Source organism: Pseudomonas fluorescens, from assembly GCF_040448305.1.
GTDB lineage: Bacteria > Pseudomonadota > Gammaproteobacteria > Pseudomonadales > Pseudomonadaceae > Aquipseudomonas > Aquipseudomonas fluorescens_BH.
In genome coordinates this window covers 5630646-5647684 of sequence record NZ_CP148752.1, presented here as the reverse complement: position 1 = coordinate 5647684, position 17039 = coordinate 5630646, and the positions used below count along the sequence as shown (strand labels likewise).

Below are 17039 nucleotides of genomic sequence, written 5' to 3'. Positions count from 1 at the left end.
AAAAGCCGGGCGAAAAAAAAGCGCAGTCCGTTGCCGGCTGCGCTTGTCTTTTCAGCGTCGCTTAATGAGGACGCTTGCGTTCAACGGCCCGCAACAGATGCGTCGGTGGCGTTTCACAGCTGATCTTACGCCCCAGCTTTTCCTCGATGGACGGTAGCTGGTAGGAGTCGTCTTCACCGGCAAAGCTGATGGACACACCGTCGGCGCCAGCACGACCGGTACGACCGATGCGGTGCACGTAGTCGTCCGGCACTTCCGGCAGGGTGAAGTTGATCACGTGGCTGATGCCGTCGATGTGGATGCCGCGACCGGCCACATCGGTGGCGACCAGGACGCGGATCTTGCCTTCGCGGAAGCCTTCCAGGGTCTTGATGCGCTTGTGCTGCGGCACGTCGCCGGACAGTTGCGCGGCGTTGATGCCGTCACGCACCAGGCGTTCTTCGATGCGCCGCACTTCATCCTTGCGGTTGGCGAAGACGATGACCCGCTCCCAACCATTGTCGTTGACCAGGTTGTAGAGCAGTTTGTACTTGTCGGCAGCGGCCACCGCGTAGATGTGCTGCTCGACGTTTTCGTTGGCCACGTTCTGCGATTCGATCTCGACGATCGACGGGTCGGTGGTCCATTGCTTGGCCAGGTTCATCACGTCTTCGGTGAAGGTCGCGGAGAACAGCAGCGTCTGACGCTCGGACTTCGGCGGCGTCTGGCGAATGATCTGGCGCACTTGCGGAATGAAGCCCATATCGAGCATGCGGTCGGCTTCGTCCAGCACCATCACTTCGACCATGTCCAGATGCACGTCGCCGCGCTGGTTGAAGTCCAGCAGGCGGCCCGGCGTGGCCACGAGGATGTCGCAGTGGCGGGCTTCGAGGTGCTTGAGCTGCTTGTCGAAGTCCATGCCACCGACGAACGTCATGACGTTGAGGCCGGTGTACTTGGTCAGGTCGGCGGCGTCCTTGGCGATCTGCACCACCAGTTCGCGGGTCGGCGCGATGATCAGTGCCCGTGGCTCACCCATGTAGCGCTCTTTCGGCGGCGGCGTTTGCAGCAACTGGGTGATGATCGAGACCAGGAACGCAGCGGTCTTGCCGGTACCGGTCTGGGCGCGGCCGATGGCGTCTTTGCCCGCGAGGGTGAAGCCCAGCACTTGGGCCTGGATCGGCGTGCAATACGGGAAGCCCAGGTCCTGGATGGCGTGCATCAGTTCCGGGGCGAGTTTGAAATCGTGGAAGCGGGTCTTGCCTTCCTGGGGCTCGACGACGAAGTCTTCGAGTTTCCATGGGATGACCGGTGCCTTGGGCTTGGGTTCGCGGCGCGGTTTGGCGGGTTTCGGCGTTTCGCTGAGCGGCTGCTCCGGGGCTGTTATCGCCGCAGGCTGGGCAGCTATTGGGGTCTTCGGCTCATGCTTGGGTGCCGCGGTGGCGGCGGCTCGTTCAGATTGATTACCGTCGGTGCGGTGGCCGGGAGCGTGAGACGCAGGGCTGGGAACTGGCGCGAGTTGCTCAGTCTCGCTTTTACCGAACATTTTCTTGAGTGCTTTGAGCACGGTCATCTCATCAATTGATTAAGGAATGTACGCCGGCCAGTGTAATGCAAGAATCGGGCGCGGCGTAGTGGGATGGATCAAAGGGCGCTTTTAAACATCGATGCTCAGCGCAAGCGCTCGGCGAGCCAGACGCCGATGTCGCGAATTTCTTCGGGTAACACTTCGTGACCCATTGGGTACTCCTGCCATGTCACGGTGACACCACGCAGCTTCAAATGCTCGTAGGCGCTGCGCCCCATCGAGTTTTGCACCACATCGTCGTACTGGCCGTGCATCGACAGCACCGGGATCCGCTGCTGGCTGGCGGACAGTTGCAGTTCGTCGCTGAAGGTCGGTGCATAAGTAGATAGGGCAACTACGCCACCCAACGGTCCCTGCCATTTCAGAAACGCGGTGTGGAAAACCACGGCACCGCCCTGGGAAAAGCCTGCCAGGAAGATCCGCGAGGCGTCTATTCCGCTGGCCTTCTGCGTTTCGATCAGTTCGATGATCCAGTTGGTCGACTCTTCCAGTTGCTCGCGATTGATCGCGCGCGCCGGGCTCATGGCCAATATGTCGTACCAGCTCGGCATCTCGTAACCGCCGTTGATGGTCACGGCGCGGCTCGGTGCCTGGGGCAAAACAAAGCGGGTGCTCAACAGGGTTTCCTGCAGGGCTTCGGCCACCGGCAGGAAATCATAGCGGTCGGCGCCCAGGCCATGCAGCCAGATAACGCAGGCGTCTGCGGTCTTGACGGGTTCAAGAATCAAGGGGTTGGTCATGGCTGCTCCAATGTTGTGCGTGCGCGCACATAAAAGTGCGTGATCAAAGTGCGCGTCAGGTTGATCCGTTAAGAAAGTGTCGCAAGCGTACAAGTTTTGCTATTGACCTGCAGCTGAACCGCTTCGGCGAGCGGTGTGGTACGGGCTTTGCTATGGAGAAACGGTGCAACACATCTCGCGCCCGGCGGTAACACTATCAGTGTACTGCCGACTGTGGGATAGCAATGAATCCGGTGATGGATGTTCGCCACAGGCCGATACGGGGCTTCGCGAACGTGAAAGGGCTACAGCCCGTTCGGCCGATTGGTGAGAGGTGAGTAATCCATGACGTGGATTTTCTCCTACTAGACTCATAGCTAACGTCTTACGTCGGTTGACCCCAAAACAAGCCAACACGGGTCGACTACGCCTCAAAAGGGTGCGACAGGACTCACGCTCCGACACAACAAGAGCAAAACTGGAGGTTTGAATGAAGATGTTGAAATCCACCCTGGCTATCGTGACTGCAGCCGCAGTACTCGGTGTCAGCGGGTTTGCCCAGGCGGGCGCAACCCTGGATGCAGTGATGAAGAAAGGTTTCGTGCAGTGTGGCGTCAGCGATGGTCTGCCAGGCTTCTCGGTTCCGGATTCCACCGGCAAGATCGTCGGTATCGACGCTGACTACTGCCGTGCAGTAGCGGCGGCTGTCTTCGGCGACGCGACCAAGGTCAAGTTCAGCCAGTTGAACGCCAAGGAGCGCTTCACCGCGCTGCAATCCGGCGAAATCGACATTCTGTCGCGCAACACCACCATGACCAGCTCCCGTGATGCGGGCATGGGCCTGAAATTCCCGGGCTTCATTACCTACTACGACGGCATCGGCTTCCTGGTAAACAACAAGCTGGGCGTCAAGAGCGCCAAGGAACTGGACGGTGCAACCATCTGCATCCAGGCCGGTACCACTACCGAACTGAACGTTTCCGACTACTTCCGCGGCAACGGCCTGAAATACACCCCGATCACCTTCGACACCTCCGACGAAAGCGCCAAGTCGCTGGAATCCGGTCGTTGCGACGTACTGACCTCGGACAAATCCCAGCTGTTCGCCCAGCGCAGCAAGCTGGCTTCGCCGAAAGACTACGTGGTTCTGCCGGAAACCATTTCCAAGGAACCTCTGGGCCCGGTCGTGCGTAATGGCGACGACGAGTGGCTGGCCATCGTGCGCTGGACTGGCTACGCCATGCTCAACGCTGAAGAAGCCGGCATCACTTCGAAGAACGTCGAAGCCGAAGCCAAGGGCACCAAGAACCCTGACGTTGCCCGTCTGCTCGGCACCGACGGTGAATACGGCAAAGACCTGAAAGTGAAGAAAGACTGGGTCGTGCAGATCATCAAGCAAGTCGGCAACTACGGCGAAGTGTTCGAGAAAAACCTCGGCAAGAGCACTCCGCTGGAAATCGACCGCGGGCTGAACGCTCTGTGGAACGCTGGCGGCATTCAATACGCACCACCAGTGCGCTGATGGTTCTATCACCCGGTGGGCCAACCACCGGGTGATGTTCTGTTCCATTATTTCCGGGGCACTTCATGCAAAATTCAATCGGCGCACCAAAGCAGAGGCTCAGCCTCAGCGATCCACGCGTGCGTGCTTGGGTATTCCAGATCATCACGATTATCGCGGTGGTCTCGCTGGGCTGGTATCTGTTCGATAACACCCAGACCAACCTGCAACACCGGGGCATTACCTCCGGTTTCGACTTTCTGGAGCGCAGTGCCGGTTTCGGCATCGCTCAACACCTGATCGACTACACCGAAGCGGACACATACGCTCGGGTGTTTGTCATCGGCCTGCTCAACACCCTGTTGGTGACCTTCATCGGCGTGATCCTGGCGACGATCCTGGGGTTCATCGTCGGCGTGTCACGGCTGTCGAAGAACTGGATCATCGCCAAGGTAGCGACGGTGTATGTGGAAGTCTTCCGCAACATTCCGCCGCTGCTGCAGATCCTGTTCTGGTACTTCGCGGTGTTCCTGACGATGCCGGGGCCGCGTAACAGTCATAACTTTGGCGACACCTTCTTTGTCAGCAGCCGTGGCCTGAACATGCCGGCGGCGTTGATGGCGGACGGTTTCTGGCCGTTTGTGACCAGCGTTGTCGTCGCCATCGTCGCCATCGTGCTGATGAGCCGCTGGGCGACCAAGCGCTTCGAAGCCACCGGTGTGCCGTTCCACAAGTTCTGGGTTGGCCTGGCGATGTTCCTGGTGATCCCTGCGCTGTGCGCGCTGATTTTCGGTGCACCGGTGCACTGGGAAATGCCGGAACTCAAGGGCTTCAACTTCGTCGGTGGCTGGGTGTTGATCCCGGAACTGCTGGCGCTGACCCTGGCCCTGACGGTGTACACCGCGGCATTCATTGCCGAGATCGTGCGTTCGGGCATCAAGTCGGTCAGCCATGGCCAGACCGAAGCGGCGCATTCCCTCGGCCTGCGCAACGGTCCGACCCTGCGCAAGGTGATCATTCCGCAAGCCCTGCGCGTGATCATTCCACCGCTAACCAGCCAATACCTGAACCTGGCGAAAAACTCCTCGCTGGCGGCCGGTATCGGTTATCCGGAAATGGTCTCGCTGTTCGCCGGGACCGTGCTCAACCAGACCGGCCAGGCGATCGAGGTGATTGCGATCACCATGAGCGTGTACCTGGCGATCAGTATCAGCATTTCCCTGCTGATGAACTGGTACAACAAGCGCATTGCGCTGATCGAGCGGTAAGGAAAAGCGCATGAGTACTCATACTTTCAAACCTGACATGCCGCCACCGAACCGCAGCATCGGTGCGGTGGCGTGGATGCGCGCGAATATGTTCTCCAGCTGGCTCAACACCCTGCTGACCCTGTTCGCGTTCTACCTCATCTACCTGGTGGTACCGCCGATCCTGCAGTGGGCGATCCTTGACGCCAACTGGGTCGGCACCAGCCAGGCCGACTGCACCAAGGAGGGCGCCTGCTGGGTGTTCATCCAGCAGCGTTTCGGCCAGTTCATGTACGGCTACTACCCGCCGGTACTGCGCTGGCGCGTGGACCTGACGGTGTGGCTGGCGATTGTAGGCGTGGCGCCGTTGTTCATCTCGCGCTTTCACCATAAGGCGGTGTACGGGCTGAGCTTCCTGGTGCTGTACCCGATCATTGCCTGGTGCCTGCTGCATGGCGGCGTATTGGGTCTGGATGCCGTGGCGACCAGCCAGTGGGGCGGCCTGATGCTGACCCTGGTGATCGCCACCGTCGGCATCGCCGGTGCATTGCCGCTGGGGATCGTCCTGGCGCTGGGCCGTCGCTCGAACATGCCGGCGATTCGCGTGGTCTGCGTGACCTTCATCGAATTCTGGCGCGGCGTGCCGTTGATCACGGTGCTGTTCATGTCCTCGGTGATGCTGCCGTTGTTCCTGCCTGAAGGCATGAACTTCGACAAGCTGCTGCGGGCGTTGATCGGCGTGATCCTGTTCCAGTCGGCCTACGTGGCTGAAGTGGTGCGCGGCGGTCTGCAAGCGATTCCCAAAGGTCAGTACGAAGCAGCGGCAGCGATGGGCCTGGGCTACTGGCGCAGCATGGGCCTGGTGATTCTGCCGCAAGCCCTGAAGCTGGTGATCCCCGGCATCGTCAACACCTTCATTGCGCTGTTCAAGGACACGAGCCTGGTGATCATCATCGGTCTGTTCGACCTGCTCAACAGCGTCAAGCAAGCCGCCGCCGACCCGAAATGGCTGGGCATGGCCACCGAAGGCTATGTGTTCGCCGCCCTGGTGTTCTGGATTTTCTGTTTTGGTATGTCGCGCTATTCCATGCATCTGGAACGCAAGCTCGACACTGGCCACAAGCGCTAAGTCGCTACCTAATTTAGGAAGTTTTGTGATGAGCGAAGCAATCAAACAGCCTGTGAGCCCTGAAGGCATTATTCAGATGCAGGGCGTGAACAAGTGGTACGGTCAGTTTCACGTACTCAAGGACATCAATCTCAACGTCAAGCAGGGCGAGCGTATCGTGCTGTGCGGCCCGTCGGGTTCCGGCAAGTCCACCACCATCCGCTGCCTCAATCGTCTGGAAGAACACCAGCAAGGCCGCATCGTGGTCGATGGCGTGGAGCTGACCAACGACCTCAAGCAGATCGAAGCGATCCGTCGTGAAGTCGGCATGGTGTTCCAGCACTTCAACCTGTTCCCGCACCTGACCATCTTGCAGAACTGCACGCTGGCGCCGATGTGGGTACGCAAGATGCCCAAGCGCAAGGCCGAGGAAATTGCCATGCACTACCTGGAACGCGTACGCATTCCGGAGCAGGCGCACAAGTACCCGGGGCAACTGTCCGGTGGTCAGCAACAGCGTGTGGCGATCGCTCGCGCGCTGTGCATGAAGCCGAAGATCATGCTGTTCGACGAGCCGACCTCGGCACTCGACCCGGAGATGGTGAAAGAGGTACTGGACACCATGATCGGCCTGGCCGAAGACGGCATGACCATGCTCTGCGTGACCCACGAAATGGGCTTCGCCCGCACCGTGGCCAACCGCGTGATCTTCATGGACAAGGGCGAAATCGTCGAGCAGGCTGCACCGAACGACTTCTTCGACAAGCCGCAGAATGAACGCACCAAGCTGTTCCTGAGCCAGATCCTGCATTGATTGGTCTGTGACAGTCTCAAGGAGCCCCGCCGATTGATCGGTGGGGCTTTTTTTTATGTGTGCGTTTCAGCCTGCGGTTTTGCCGCGTTCCAGTGCCAATTGCACTGCCCGCAGGGCATTGAGACGACCATGACCGTAGTAATGACTGTGGCCGTTTGGGTCGTATTGACCGAGGGGGCCGTCGTCGGCGTGGCTGATTTTGTCGCAGCAATCGGCGAGGAGCTGTCGAACCTGCTCGCGGTCCAGTGCCGGGTTGACCCCCAGTACCAGAGCTGCCACGCCCGCGGCTCCAGGACAGGCACTGGAAGTGCCGCTGAACAACTCGGTGTAAGCAGCATTGATCGGATCGGCAAACCTGCCGCTCAGATCCGTGGTTCGAATGCCTCGGGTCTGGGGGACTGAAGTGGCGGGTTTAAACTTTGGATCCGGGTGTGGCTGGTCCCCGCTGGGAAAGCAACACCACAGTGCTTTACCGTAGTCACTGTAGGCACTGCGACGATTTTGATCATTGCAGGCACCCACGGCAATAACCATGGGATGGCTGGCATAGCCATCGTTGTCCACGCTCTCGTTGCCGTTGCCGGCACCAAAAAAGATGACGCAGCCTTTGCCTTGGCGGCCCTTGGTCGCGGCGTACTCTATGGCCAGGCGGGTACTCGCGGCCAGCGGAAACTCCTGAGAGTGTCTCGCGTCGGTAGGGTCAGCCCAATGTCCTTCCGGCGGCCCCCAACTGCAGGAAATGATATCGGCCCCTTGGTCCGCGGCCCAGAAAAAACGCGTCTGCTTCGGCCCGGGTGCCTAGTGGCCTGGTCAGTTTCAACGGCATGAGACTGGCTCGAGGGGCCACGCCGCTGACGCCGGCTTCACCATTGGCGCATGCAACACCGGCGGCCGCAGTCCCGTGGCGCTCAAGGGGATTTTTCGGCCGTGGGTCTTGACTGGCGTTACGACGGTCAAAGTTTTTCGCGCCGATGATTTTGCCGGTACCGGCGAACTCGGGGTGATCGATATCAAAGGCATCGTCGATGATCGCGATCACGATGCCTTCACCCAGGGCCAAGGCATGGGCTGCCTCGACATTGGCGCTGGCATCGACCTGAGCTTGATAGGTGACGGTAGTTCTCTTCAGGTGCCATTGGTTGTCATGGATCGCCCGGCGTTGCCCAGGACGCAGTATTTCCGGGTGGCAGTAGTCGACGTCCTGACGTTCGAGCAATTGAAGGGTGAATGAGCAGACTTCAGTGCCGCGACAATGTGTGGGATGTACGAAGAAGGCATTGGTCGCGTAGGGAGCCTGCTGTTTGATGGTCAGACCCAACTCATCGAGGATAACCAGGCACTCTGTCGCAGTGAGTCGATCGACGAATTTCAGGAAAATGTTTTCGGTGTAGAAAACAGGTTCCCGGGTATGAGGATCGACCAGGGCACTGCCGGCGAAGCGTACGTCTGGTAGCTCGCGCAGCAACGCCTTGCATTGGCGGACGTCCGAATTGTCCGGCAGTTTGAATAGCTGAACGTCGGCGTCCTCGATGTGCAGTACCAACTCACTGTTGGCCAATGCCTGTCGAGCTTTTTCGTAGCGTAACGTCTCATCAAGCTTGCTCCCGGCCTGACTGCGTACAACGAGCAGTTGCCGATCCTTTTCCAGTAAAAAACGGCGGCTGTGCTTCTTGCCGAAAATGACTTCTTCCATTGGCTGCTCCCATTCCCTTTGGATATTCGAGCGTAAGTGCCCGCATTCAAAGTCCGAAAGTCTGATGGTCTGTCTCAATTTCAGATGTCAGCTCTTTCGTGTGGCCTGGGTGGGAAATCACTTTCAGTCGTCAGGAATTTCATCTTCTGCCTTAAGGAGACTTCAGGCTTCAGGGTGAGACGCGAGAGAGGGTGGCTTGCCTGATTGAATGAAGCTGACTACCATGTCAGAAAATTCATCCTATGATTGGATGAGAGGGCGAATTCCATGTCTGAAATCTCTCCATTAGTAAAACGATCCCTGGTTGATCAGGCTCTGGACCAACTGCGCCTGCGTATCAACCAGGGTGTCTGGGTCGTGGGCCAGCGCCTGCCCACCGAGCCTGAGTTGTCCGCCGAGTTGGGCATCAGCCGCAACACCGTGCGCGAAGCCATGCGCGTGTTGGCGTTTTCCGGGTTGATCGAAATCCGTCAGGGTGATGGCAGTTACCTGCGGGCAGTGGTCGATCCACTGGACACGCTCAAGGCGCTATCACGCTGTTCTCTTGAACAGGCTCGCGAAACCCGGCACATCCTCGAAGTCGAGGCCATCGGCCTGGCAGCCATGCGCCGCACCGACGAAGACCTGGTGGCATTGCGCGAGGCCCTGGGTGTCAGTGGCAGTCACTATCACGGCGATCTCGATACCTACATCGCCTGCGATCTGGTGTTTCACCGCCGCTTGGTGGACGCCGCGCATAACCCGACCCTCAGCGAGTTGTATCGCTATTTCTCCAGCGTCGTCGGCGCGCAGTTGCGCCAGACCCTGAGCATCGTCCCGCGCCGCCAGGAAGTGTTCGACCTGCATATCGATTTGCTCGATGCCGTCGAGCAACGCGACCCGGAACGGGCCAAAGCCCTGTCGAGGCAGTTGATCAATGAACCTTGAAACCGAGAGCAGCATGTCCACCCATCACCTTTCACCGTCCAAACGCACGGCGGAGATTGAAGAGCTGCTGATCGACGCCGAGGCCGATGACGAACAGGTCCAGCAAACCCACCCGGTTCTGCGCCGGCCGTGGTTGTTGCTGCTGGGCCTGATTCTGGTGGCGCTGAACCTGCGCCCGGCGCTGTCGAGCATGGCGCCGATGCTCAGCGAGGTCTCGAAGTCCCTTGGCTTGTCGGCGTCCGCGGCGGGATTGCTGACCACGTTGCCGGTGCTTTGCCTGGGCCTGTTTGCGCCGTTGGCACCCGTGCTGGCGCGGCGATTTGGTGCGGAGCGGGTGGTGCTGGGCATTCTGTTGACCCTGGCGGGCGGGATCATCCTGCGCAGTTCGTTCGGTGAGATCGGCCTGTTTGCCGGCAGTGTGCTGGCCGGTGCCAGCATCGGCGTGATCGGCGTGTTGCTGCCGGGCATCGTCAAGCGCGATTTCCCGAAACAGGCCGGGACCATGACCGGTGTCTACACCATGGCCCTGTGCCTGGGCGCGGCGATGGCGGCAGGTGCGACCGTGCCGCTCAGTGAGCATTTCGACAAGAGCTGGGCGTTGGGCCTCGGCTTCTGGGTTATTCCGGCATTTGCGGCGGCACTGTTCTGGTTGCCGCAAGTCGGCCAGAAACACGGCGCGCACAACGTCGCCTATCGCGTTCGGGGATTGCTGCGCGATCCGCTGGCCTGGCAAGTGACCTTGTACATGGGCTTGCAATCGTCCTTGGCCTACATCGTATTTGGGTGGTTGCCGTCGATCCTGATCGGACGTGGCCTGACCCCGACCCAGGCCGGACTGGTGCTGTCGGGTTCGGTGATCGTGCAACTGGTCAGTTCCCTCGCCGCGCCATGGCTGGCGACACGCGGCAAGGATCAGCGCCTGGCGATTGTGATCGTGATGGCCTTGACCCTCGGCGGCTTGTTCGGTTGCCTGTATGCGCCGATCGAAGGCTTGTGGGGCTGGGCGATCGTGCTCGGGTTGGGGCAGGGCGCCACTTTCAGTTTGGCGTTGACCCTGATCGTGCTGCGCTCGCGGGATTCCCACGTTGCGGCGAATCTGTCGAGCATGGCCCAGGGCTTCGGTTACACCCTGGCGTCCATGGGGCCGTTCGCGGTCGGTATCGTGCATGACCGGACCGGCGGCTGGACAGCCGTGGGCTGGATTTTTGGCGTCATTGGCCTCGGTGCGATCATCGCCGGGCTCGGTGCCGGCCGTTCGCTGTACGTTCAGGTACAAAGCGAGAAAGTCTGAAGTACGGCGCTACAGGTAAACAATCTCCAGCGTCGCCTTGCCATCGATTTGTACATCGGTGCTCAGGTCCAGCTCGGAGGTTGGCGCAATAACGGTTTCGACGATGACCCGGCTCGTCAGATGGCGGATTTCGATCGGGCCGGCGTTGCTTCCTGCTCTGTCGGTGAAGCCCAGATAGCTCCTGGCAGCAATGGGTATGGTGCGGTCGTTCGATGTACTCCAGGCCAAGCCACCGGTGGTCGAATCGGTGCGAAAGACCTGCGACAGGTCGTCCACGACTGTATTTTCAGGATTGAAATTCAATGAATACAAGCCGATTTTGTTGCCGCTGCCGTCGTAGTCCAGACCGTAATAAATCTGACTGTTGACGATGGCCGAGCCCTCGCGGTTGTCACGCATGAGCAGGGCGAAGCGACCGGGGGTCGTGCACTGGATACTGAAGTCGAGTGCCTGGTCACGCAGCCGCGTGCGCTTATCGACATTCAGATCCCGCCGGGGGACTTTTCCAAAGTCCACGAGGCCGCTGTTGGACAGGCTGGGTGTGCAGGCCAGTGGGGTGATGAAGCCTTTGACGGTCAATTCAACGGACGACGCGGCGAGGGCATGAGGCGCCAGGCCAATCAACCCGGTGAGCGCGAGTGCTGCGAAGTGATTTTTCATCCATGGATGCTCATTCATTTGAGTGGGTTGTCCCTGCAGGCGCTGAACCGCTCACGTTCGCTGACGCTGAGAGCGGTTCAGCGTCATGACTTTACTTGTACCAAACCTCAATCGTTGCGAGGCCGTCGATAGGGACTTCTCTGTCTATGGTCAAGTTGTTGGTACCGGCAATGTAGGTGTTGATTTCCAGGTCCATGGTGAGATCCTTGACGTCAATTCGCGTGGAGTGATCACTGGTAGCGGCAACCGATGACTGATTGCCTTTCATTATGTTGTCTTGCTTGATCCAGTTTGCCCCGCCATCAGTAGAGCCAATCGCCTGTACCAGGTTTGTATCTGCTTTGGATTCTTTGATCTTTATATCAAAGAAGCCGAGTTTTTCATTACTAGGGGTCAATCCCACTCCAAAGTAATTGCCTCCTCCTGCTGCAGTATTTGGTCTGTTATCGATCGGGTTAAGCATGAATAGCATCGACTCACTACACGCCATGGTCAGTTGCATCGCTGTCGTATTTATCAAGGTGTTGTTGGTGGAATGAAGGTCATTCACCGATTTCTTGCCGATGTCGACAATCCCCCCACTAGCCAAGCTGATATCACAAGCGGCCGGCGTGATGCTGCCCGTGACAGTCAGGTCAGTATGCGACGCCGCAAGGGCATGCGGTGCGGCGCAGATCAGTGCGGTGGTTGAAAGTGCTGCAAAGTACTTTTTCATTTTTTTACTCACTTTTGTGGTTGTTTTCCTGACTGGTCCGAGAGGCTTGCTTCGCCCCGTTTCCCGCAGGATTGGGTTGGGTGTTACAAATAAATAATTTCGATCGTCCCCGCGCCATCGAGATCGATGGCGCTGCTCAAGTCCAGGCTATTGGTTGGTGCGATGACGGCGTCGACGGTCAAGGTAGTGCTGAGGTTCTGGATCGGGATCGGGCCCGAGCCAGTGCCGACAGTGTCGGTAAAGCCCAGGTAACCGGTTTTTCCGATTGAGCGTGCGTTGATGCTGGACGTATTCCAGGCCGCGCCAGCGGTAGTGGAGTGGGTTTGATAAAGGCTGGCAAAACTGTCGGCCCTGGCGCCGGTCGGTTCGACGCTCACTGAATACATGCCGATCTTGTTGTTGCGGTTGTCGGTGCCCAGACCGTAGTCACTGTCGCTGCTGACCGTTGCCGAGCCTGAGCGGTTGTCGTGCATGCTCAGGGCGAATGCGGTGGGCGCATCGCAGCTGACACTCAACGTCAGGGACTTGGGCGGCAGGCGAGTGCTTGTGTCAGTGTTCAGGTCGTTTCTGGACAGCGTGCCGAAGTCGACCACGCCACCGTCGGACAGCGTTGGCTCACAGGCCGCCGGAGCGAAACGGGCACGCAAAGTAATCTCCGGGGTGCGCCCGATAGCCACTGCATCGAATACACCGGAGGCCTGCCAGGTGACCGCGTCGCGCACTTGCAGCCCCTGCTCTTGAACCCACGCAGTCAGCTCAAGCTGCGCCGAGAATTGACGGCCCTGTAATGGCATGCCGGCGAGTACGGGAACGATCCCGTGCGCCGGTCGCCAGATCAGGCTCGACGCCGTTTCTGCGGGCGATTGACCGACTCCGGCAATCAACCCGATCGCTACCGGTTGACCATCCAGCACCGCTTCACGAATACGAATCTGATAGCTGCCGCGTTCAGCAAAGTGAAAACGTTCGGCATTCTCGGCCAGGGCCCGATAAAACAGGCTCATATCGGTGGGATGTGAGCAGTTCAGGCTCAGACTCAGCTGACGCTCGCCCAGGTTTCGCTCCGGGGCCGAATCGGGGCGAAGCGCCCGGTTCATCAGCCCGTAATCGAGCAATGGCTGGCTCAGGTTGAACTGGCAGTCGTCAGCGGACGCCGAGGCGAACGAGGTGAATCCGCTCACTGCCAGGGACATGAGGGTTGGCAGCCAATAACCAAATGGATTCATAAAAGTCCTCCTCATAGGGCTCGGCACTTGGCGGAGGCGGTTTCGTAATACGCCTGGGGGTCGACGTCCTGGGGCAATTCGAAGCTCAGTTCGCAGCGCTCCAGCCCCGGCGCGGTGACCCACAACGTGCGGGAGTCAAGGGCGTTGGGCAGGAACACCAGGCCGCCGTCTTGCACCAGGGTGATGAATTCGCCATCCACGGTGTTCACCGCGGCGCCGCGCGGCAAGGGCACGCCGTTGGCGGTGGTGACCTTGAGCAATGCCCGGCGGGTGAGGCTGACGCCGAACTCGACGCTGTCGACGGCACCGCGACCGGCAGTAATCATCGCCAGCCCGTTGTGGATGTCGACGTTACGCGGCAGGCTTTTGGGGTCGACTTCCACCTTGCTGCGGCCGTAAGCCGCCACTTGCGGGATCACTGCCTGACCTTGCCAGTCGGTCCAGACCGGGCCGCTGGGCGTCGTCACCTTGATGGCACCCATGTCACCGACCGAAAGCAGTGCAAAGGTGTCGCTCACCGGGTAAGGCGACAGCGTCAGGCCACCACCGTGCAGCACGGCACCGCCTCGGGCGCTGGCCTGATAGCTGGAACGCTCGGCATCGGAACGGGTGTAATTCAGGTCCAGTTGGGTGTAGCGCGGCAGCAACGAAACACCGGCGGTGGATTGCACCTGCCTGTCGCGCGTGTCCCGTTCGACGCCGACCCGATACGCCAACTGATCGCCGATTTGCTCACTCAAGCCCACGCCGCTGCGGGATTCGCCAGAAGAGCTGCGCACCCAGGTGCGCGCCCGGCGGTTCTCCCCCAAAGGAATGCTTAGATTCAGGTAGGCGCTGTTGTCTGCGCGGTTCATGCCACTGATCTGCCATTCGACGGTCGTCGACACGGAAACACTGGCGATGCGGGTGCCCCAAGAGGCGAGGGCGCGGCTGCTGCTTTGGCCGTCAAACGTGCTTGACCGGCTCAAACCACCACTGAAAGTGCCGAGCTCGGGATGCGACCAGGAGAAGCTGGCGCTTTGTTGGTCGCGGTAACGGGATTGACTGGAGCCGGAGGTGCGGTCGAACACCGTATCTTCCAGCTCACGGTAACCAAAGGTTCGGTAGGCGCTTCCTCCATTGATCGCCCATTGATCGCTCAAGCGGTGGGTGACGTTAAGGTCGGCTTGAAGTCCCTGGCTGGCCTTGTTGCCAGTGGCGTCAGCAGCTGAAAGCGTGGCTTGAACCTGGGTGCCGGGCGAGGGCAGCAGACCCACGCCGACGCCTGCCGCGCGGTAATCGGCCGCACCGGTCAGGCCTGCACTGAACAGCGCTTGCGGAGCGATTGCAGTGCTCCAGCCGCCACTGATCACCCAAGGATCATCGCCCTGTTCGGCACCTGTACTGCGAACCTGGCCAGCCGCCAGCGAATAACCGGGCGCCGGCAAGTCGATGCCGAGCATGGCCGCGGAAATGGTAAAGCTGCGCTCGCTGCCATCGGTTTCCCTGACCGTGACGTGCACATCGGAGCGGCTGTTGAGGCGGCGCACGTTGTTCAAGGCAAACGGGCCGGCGGGAACCACCGTCGAATGAATCAGCGAGCCGTTCTGCCGAATCTCGACCTGCGCCTGGCTGTTGGCAACGCCTTCGATGACGGCGTTTTGTCCTGCCACCTGCAAGGCGCGCTCATTGAGTATCTGCGCCCCGGTGATCTGCGCGCCGGCGAGGACCGGGTTGTAGAGGTTGATCTGACCCGCTTGCAGCACGGCCTCCTGGCTGACGAACGTGCGCTGGGCATATGCCGCGATATGAGTCGTTCGAGATCGCTCGTCCTGCCAGCTCTGCACCTGGCGACTGCGCACGATCCAGTCCCCGGCGTTAAAACCGATTTCGGTGTTGGCCGCTGTGTAGCGACTCGATCGATCGCCAAATCGACTGTGCAGACCGGTGACGTCGTAATTGAGCAGGCCGGCGAAGCCGCCGGTGCGATACCCGGAAAAATCCCGGGCAGTGGAACGTATTGTGTCGGTGGGCACGATCAATGCCAGAGCAAGGTTCGCCGGATCCTGTTCGATGACGGTCTGCGGCCAGGCGCCGAGAAAATCGTGGCACTGGCTGTCATCCAGCAGCCGACTGGGCACATTCAGGCTGGCCGCATCAAGCAGGGCGCGATCGAAGCACAACGCTCCCTCGCGGTTGAAGCTGACGTCTACCCGACCATGGCGCTGGCCATTGACCGTGAGGGTGACCGGGTGCTTTCCGGCTGTGAATCGCGGCGCGTGAATCAGCGACGTGGCCAACGCAGGATCAATGCCTCGCTGCAGCAACGTGTTTTTGTCGAACGAAGTAGGCAAGGAAACATCTCCCTGGGCGTTGAGTATCACCAACGCATTGGTCAGCAGCAGCGCCAGCGGGGCCGGTCGCCCTAATAGACGAGGGCGAGTAGCGGCTTGAATGGCGGGCACGGCTTCGCCATCACGGTAAATTAATGCTGTGTTCATCGGGTTCGCTTGGGTGAGGTCGGCGTGCTCGCCTGTTTTGCTCTGGCTTCAGACACGCTCTTGGCAATGGCTAGAGGGCCGTCGCCTTGAAACATCGGCACTCACTGTCCTTCGGAGGGCGCTGTGAAATGGTTGTGTTTTCAGGATTTGATGGGCGCCTCATGGTGAGGCACGGTGAAGCCGTAGACGGTGGCCGGTTGAAAACGCACTTGCGTGGCGGCACCTGCTGGCACCGGAACACTGATGTGCTCACCGGGCAATACATAGGTTTTAGGCAGCAGGACATTGCTGGCAGAAGGTAGCAATGTCACTTCCTGGCTCAGACGTACCACGTAGGGCGTGTCGTTGCGCACGGTCAGTTGCGCGTCCTTCAGCGACCATTGCAGGTCGGTCCAGGGCGCGCGATTAGGCGCCAGGCCTTTGGGATGTAGGATCAGCGGCAGATTCTGGCGCACTGTCACACCCACACGGGCATGCCCGGCTTCGACTGCAGGTTTGCCTTGGGGAATGCCTTCGAAGATCACCCGTTTCAGACGCTGGGTGCGCAAGGGGGTTTCCGTTTGAAGAATGAACCGAACCAATTGCGTTTTCGACGCTTCGACACGCGCCAGCGGTGGCGTGACAAATGCCAGGGGCTCGGTGTCCTCGGGGATGTCTTCGATGGTCACGTGCATCAAGGCGAGTGTGGAATCAGTGTTGGTTACTGAAACGGACGCTTCGCCGTCAGCTTCGTTGATGATGACAACGGAAGTATTCGGCACCATGCCATCGGCCTGGGCCTGCACGGTCAGGAGGAGAGTAAGTGTGCCGATGCCGGAACTGAGCAGTCGACGTGTGATTGTTGAAAACATCATCATGATGTGTCTCGTTGAGCGTTTCGTAAATAAGTAAATGCCGGGGTGGTGCGGAAAGGATTCAATCTATCGATCGAAGTTACTGGTTGGTATGCAACTAATACGAAAAGAGAGGAGGGGGTGTATGAATATGTGTTGCGGACTACGTGACGTTTTCTATGGTTTGTAGTTCTGCTGCGTAGTCTTTATTGCGCTGCTGCGTAGGAACCATCTGTTTGTCAAATGGGCAAATGGAGA

15 protein-coding genes are annotated in these 17039 nt (G+C 59.5%); 6 read left to right on the top strand and 9 right to left on the bottom strand.

The annotated features are described in order from the left end of the window. Window positions 1-61 precede the first annotated feature (61 nt). Window positions 62-1552, bottom strand: a complete 1491-nt coding sequence (gene rhlB / locus WHX55_RS25670) for an ATP-dependent RNA helicase RhlB (RefSeq protein ID WP_150759574.1) — start codon at window positions 1550-1552, stop codon at window positions 62-64. A gap of 98 nt (window positions 1553-1650) precedes the next feature. Then, on the bottom strand, window positions 1651-2307 hold the full coding sequence (locus tag WHX55_RS25665; RefSeq protein WP_353741539.1) for an alpha/beta hydrolase: 657 nt from the start codon (window positions 2305-2307) through the stop codon (window positions 1651-1653). Between the two features lie 469 nt (window positions 2308-2776). Between WHX55_RS25665 and WHX55_RS25660 the strand changes: the two genes are divergently transcribed. The 4 genes from WHX55_RS25660 to WHX55_RS25645 all read left to right on the top strand — a co-directional run bounded on the left by WHX55_RS25660 (window position 2777) and on the right by WHX55_RS25645 (window position 6956). Next, window positions 2777-3808, top strand: a complete 1032-nt coding sequence (locus tag WHX55_RS25660) for an amino acid ABC transporter substrate-binding protein (RefSeq protein ID WP_008018591.1) — start codon at window positions 2777-2779, stop codon at window positions 3806-3808. A gap of 65 nt (window positions 3809-3873) precedes the next feature. Next, window positions 3874-5055: an amino acid ABC transporter permease gene (locus WHX55_RS25655; protein ID WP_150754541.1), complete on the top strand. Its 1182-nt coding sequence runs from the start codon at window positions 3874-3876 to the stop codon at window positions 5053-5055. Window positions 5056-5065: 10 nt separating this feature from the next. Continuing rightward, window positions 5066-6163, top strand: a complete 1098-nt coding sequence (locus WHX55_RS25650) for an amino acid ABC transporter permease (protein ID WP_095943796.1) — start codon at window positions 5066-5068, stop codon at window positions 6161-6163. A gap of 28 nt (window positions 6164-6191) precedes the next feature. Continuing rightward, a complete protein-coding gene (locus WHX55_RS25645; RefSeq protein ID WP_007989979.1) occupies window positions 6192-6956 on the top strand; it encodes an amino acid ABC transporter ATP-binding protein in 765 nt (254 codons plus the stop codon). A 66-nt stretch (window positions 6957-7022) separates the two neighbouring features. On the opposite strand, the gene WHX55_RS25640 is transcribed toward WHX55_RS25645, so the two are convergent. Continuing rightward, window positions 7023-7697 carry a S8 family serine peptidase gene (locus tag WHX55_RS25640; RefSeq protein ID WP_353743088.1) on the bottom strand — a complete coding sequence of 225 codons (675 nt, stop codon included), beginning with the start codon at window positions 7695-7697 and terminating at the stop codon, window positions 7023-7025. Further along, complete coding sequence (locus WHX55_RS25635) at window positions 7657-8649, bottom strand: S8 family serine peptidase (RefSeq protein ID WP_353741538.1); 993 nt, start codon at window positions 8647-8649, stop codon at window positions 7657-7659. The genes WHX55_RS25640 and WHX55_RS25635 overlap by 41 nt, the downstream gene beginning before the upstream one ends. Window positions 8650-8916: 267 nt before the next feature. Between WHX55_RS25635 and WHX55_RS25630 the strand changes: the two genes are divergently transcribed. Then, a complete protein-coding gene (locus WHX55_RS25630) occupies window positions 8917-9576 on the top strand; it encodes a FadR/GntR family transcriptional regulator (protein WP_151213859.1) in 660 nt (219 codons plus the stop codon). Next, window positions 9566-10867 (top strand): CynX/NimT family MFS transporter, encoded by a 1302-nt coding sequence (locus WHX55_RS25625; protein WP_353741537.1) that lies wholly within the window; start codon window positions 9566-9568, stop codon window positions 10865-10867. Before WHX55_RS25630 ends, WHX55_RS25625 begins: the two co-directional genes overlap by 11 nt. A 9-nt stretch (window positions 10868-10876) precedes the next feature. Here the strand turns inward: WHX55_RS25625 and WHX55_RS25620 are convergent, their stop codons facing one another. From WHX55_RS25620 to WHX55_RS25600, 5 genes are all read right to left on the bottom strand, one after another. Next, entirely contained in the window at window positions 10877-11527 is a 651-nt protein-coding gene (locus tag WHX55_RS25620) for a DUF1120 domain-containing protein (RefSeq protein WP_151213861.1), read from the bottom strand. A gap of 91 nt (window positions 11528-11618) precedes the next feature. Next, window positions 11619-12242 carry a DUF1120 domain-containing protein gene (locus WHX55_RS25615; protein WP_151213862.1) on the bottom strand — a complete coding sequence of 208 codons (624 nt, stop codon included), beginning with the start codon at window positions 12240-12242 and terminating at the stop codon, window positions 11619-11621. An 83-nt stretch (window positions 12243-12325) separates the two neighbouring features. Then, window positions 12326-13468: a DUF1120 domain-containing protein gene (locus tag WHX55_RS25610; RefSeq protein ID WP_151213863.1), complete on the bottom strand. Its 1143-nt coding sequence runs from the start codon at window positions 13466-13468 to the stop codon at window positions 12326-12328. Between the two features lie 11 nt (window positions 13469-13479). Next, window positions 13480-15948 (bottom strand): fimbria/pilus outer membrane usher protein, encoded by a 2469-nt coding sequence (locus tag WHX55_RS25605; protein WP_151213864.1) that lies wholly within the window; start codon window positions 15946-15948, stop codon window positions 13480-13482. 140 nt (window positions 15949-16088) lie between these two features. Continuing rightward, entirely contained in the window at window positions 16089-16805 is a 717-nt protein-coding gene (locus tag WHX55_RS25600; RefSeq protein ID WP_151213865.1) for a fimbria/pilus chaperone family protein, read from the bottom strand. Between the last annotated feature and the right edge of the window lie 234 nt (window positions 16806-17039).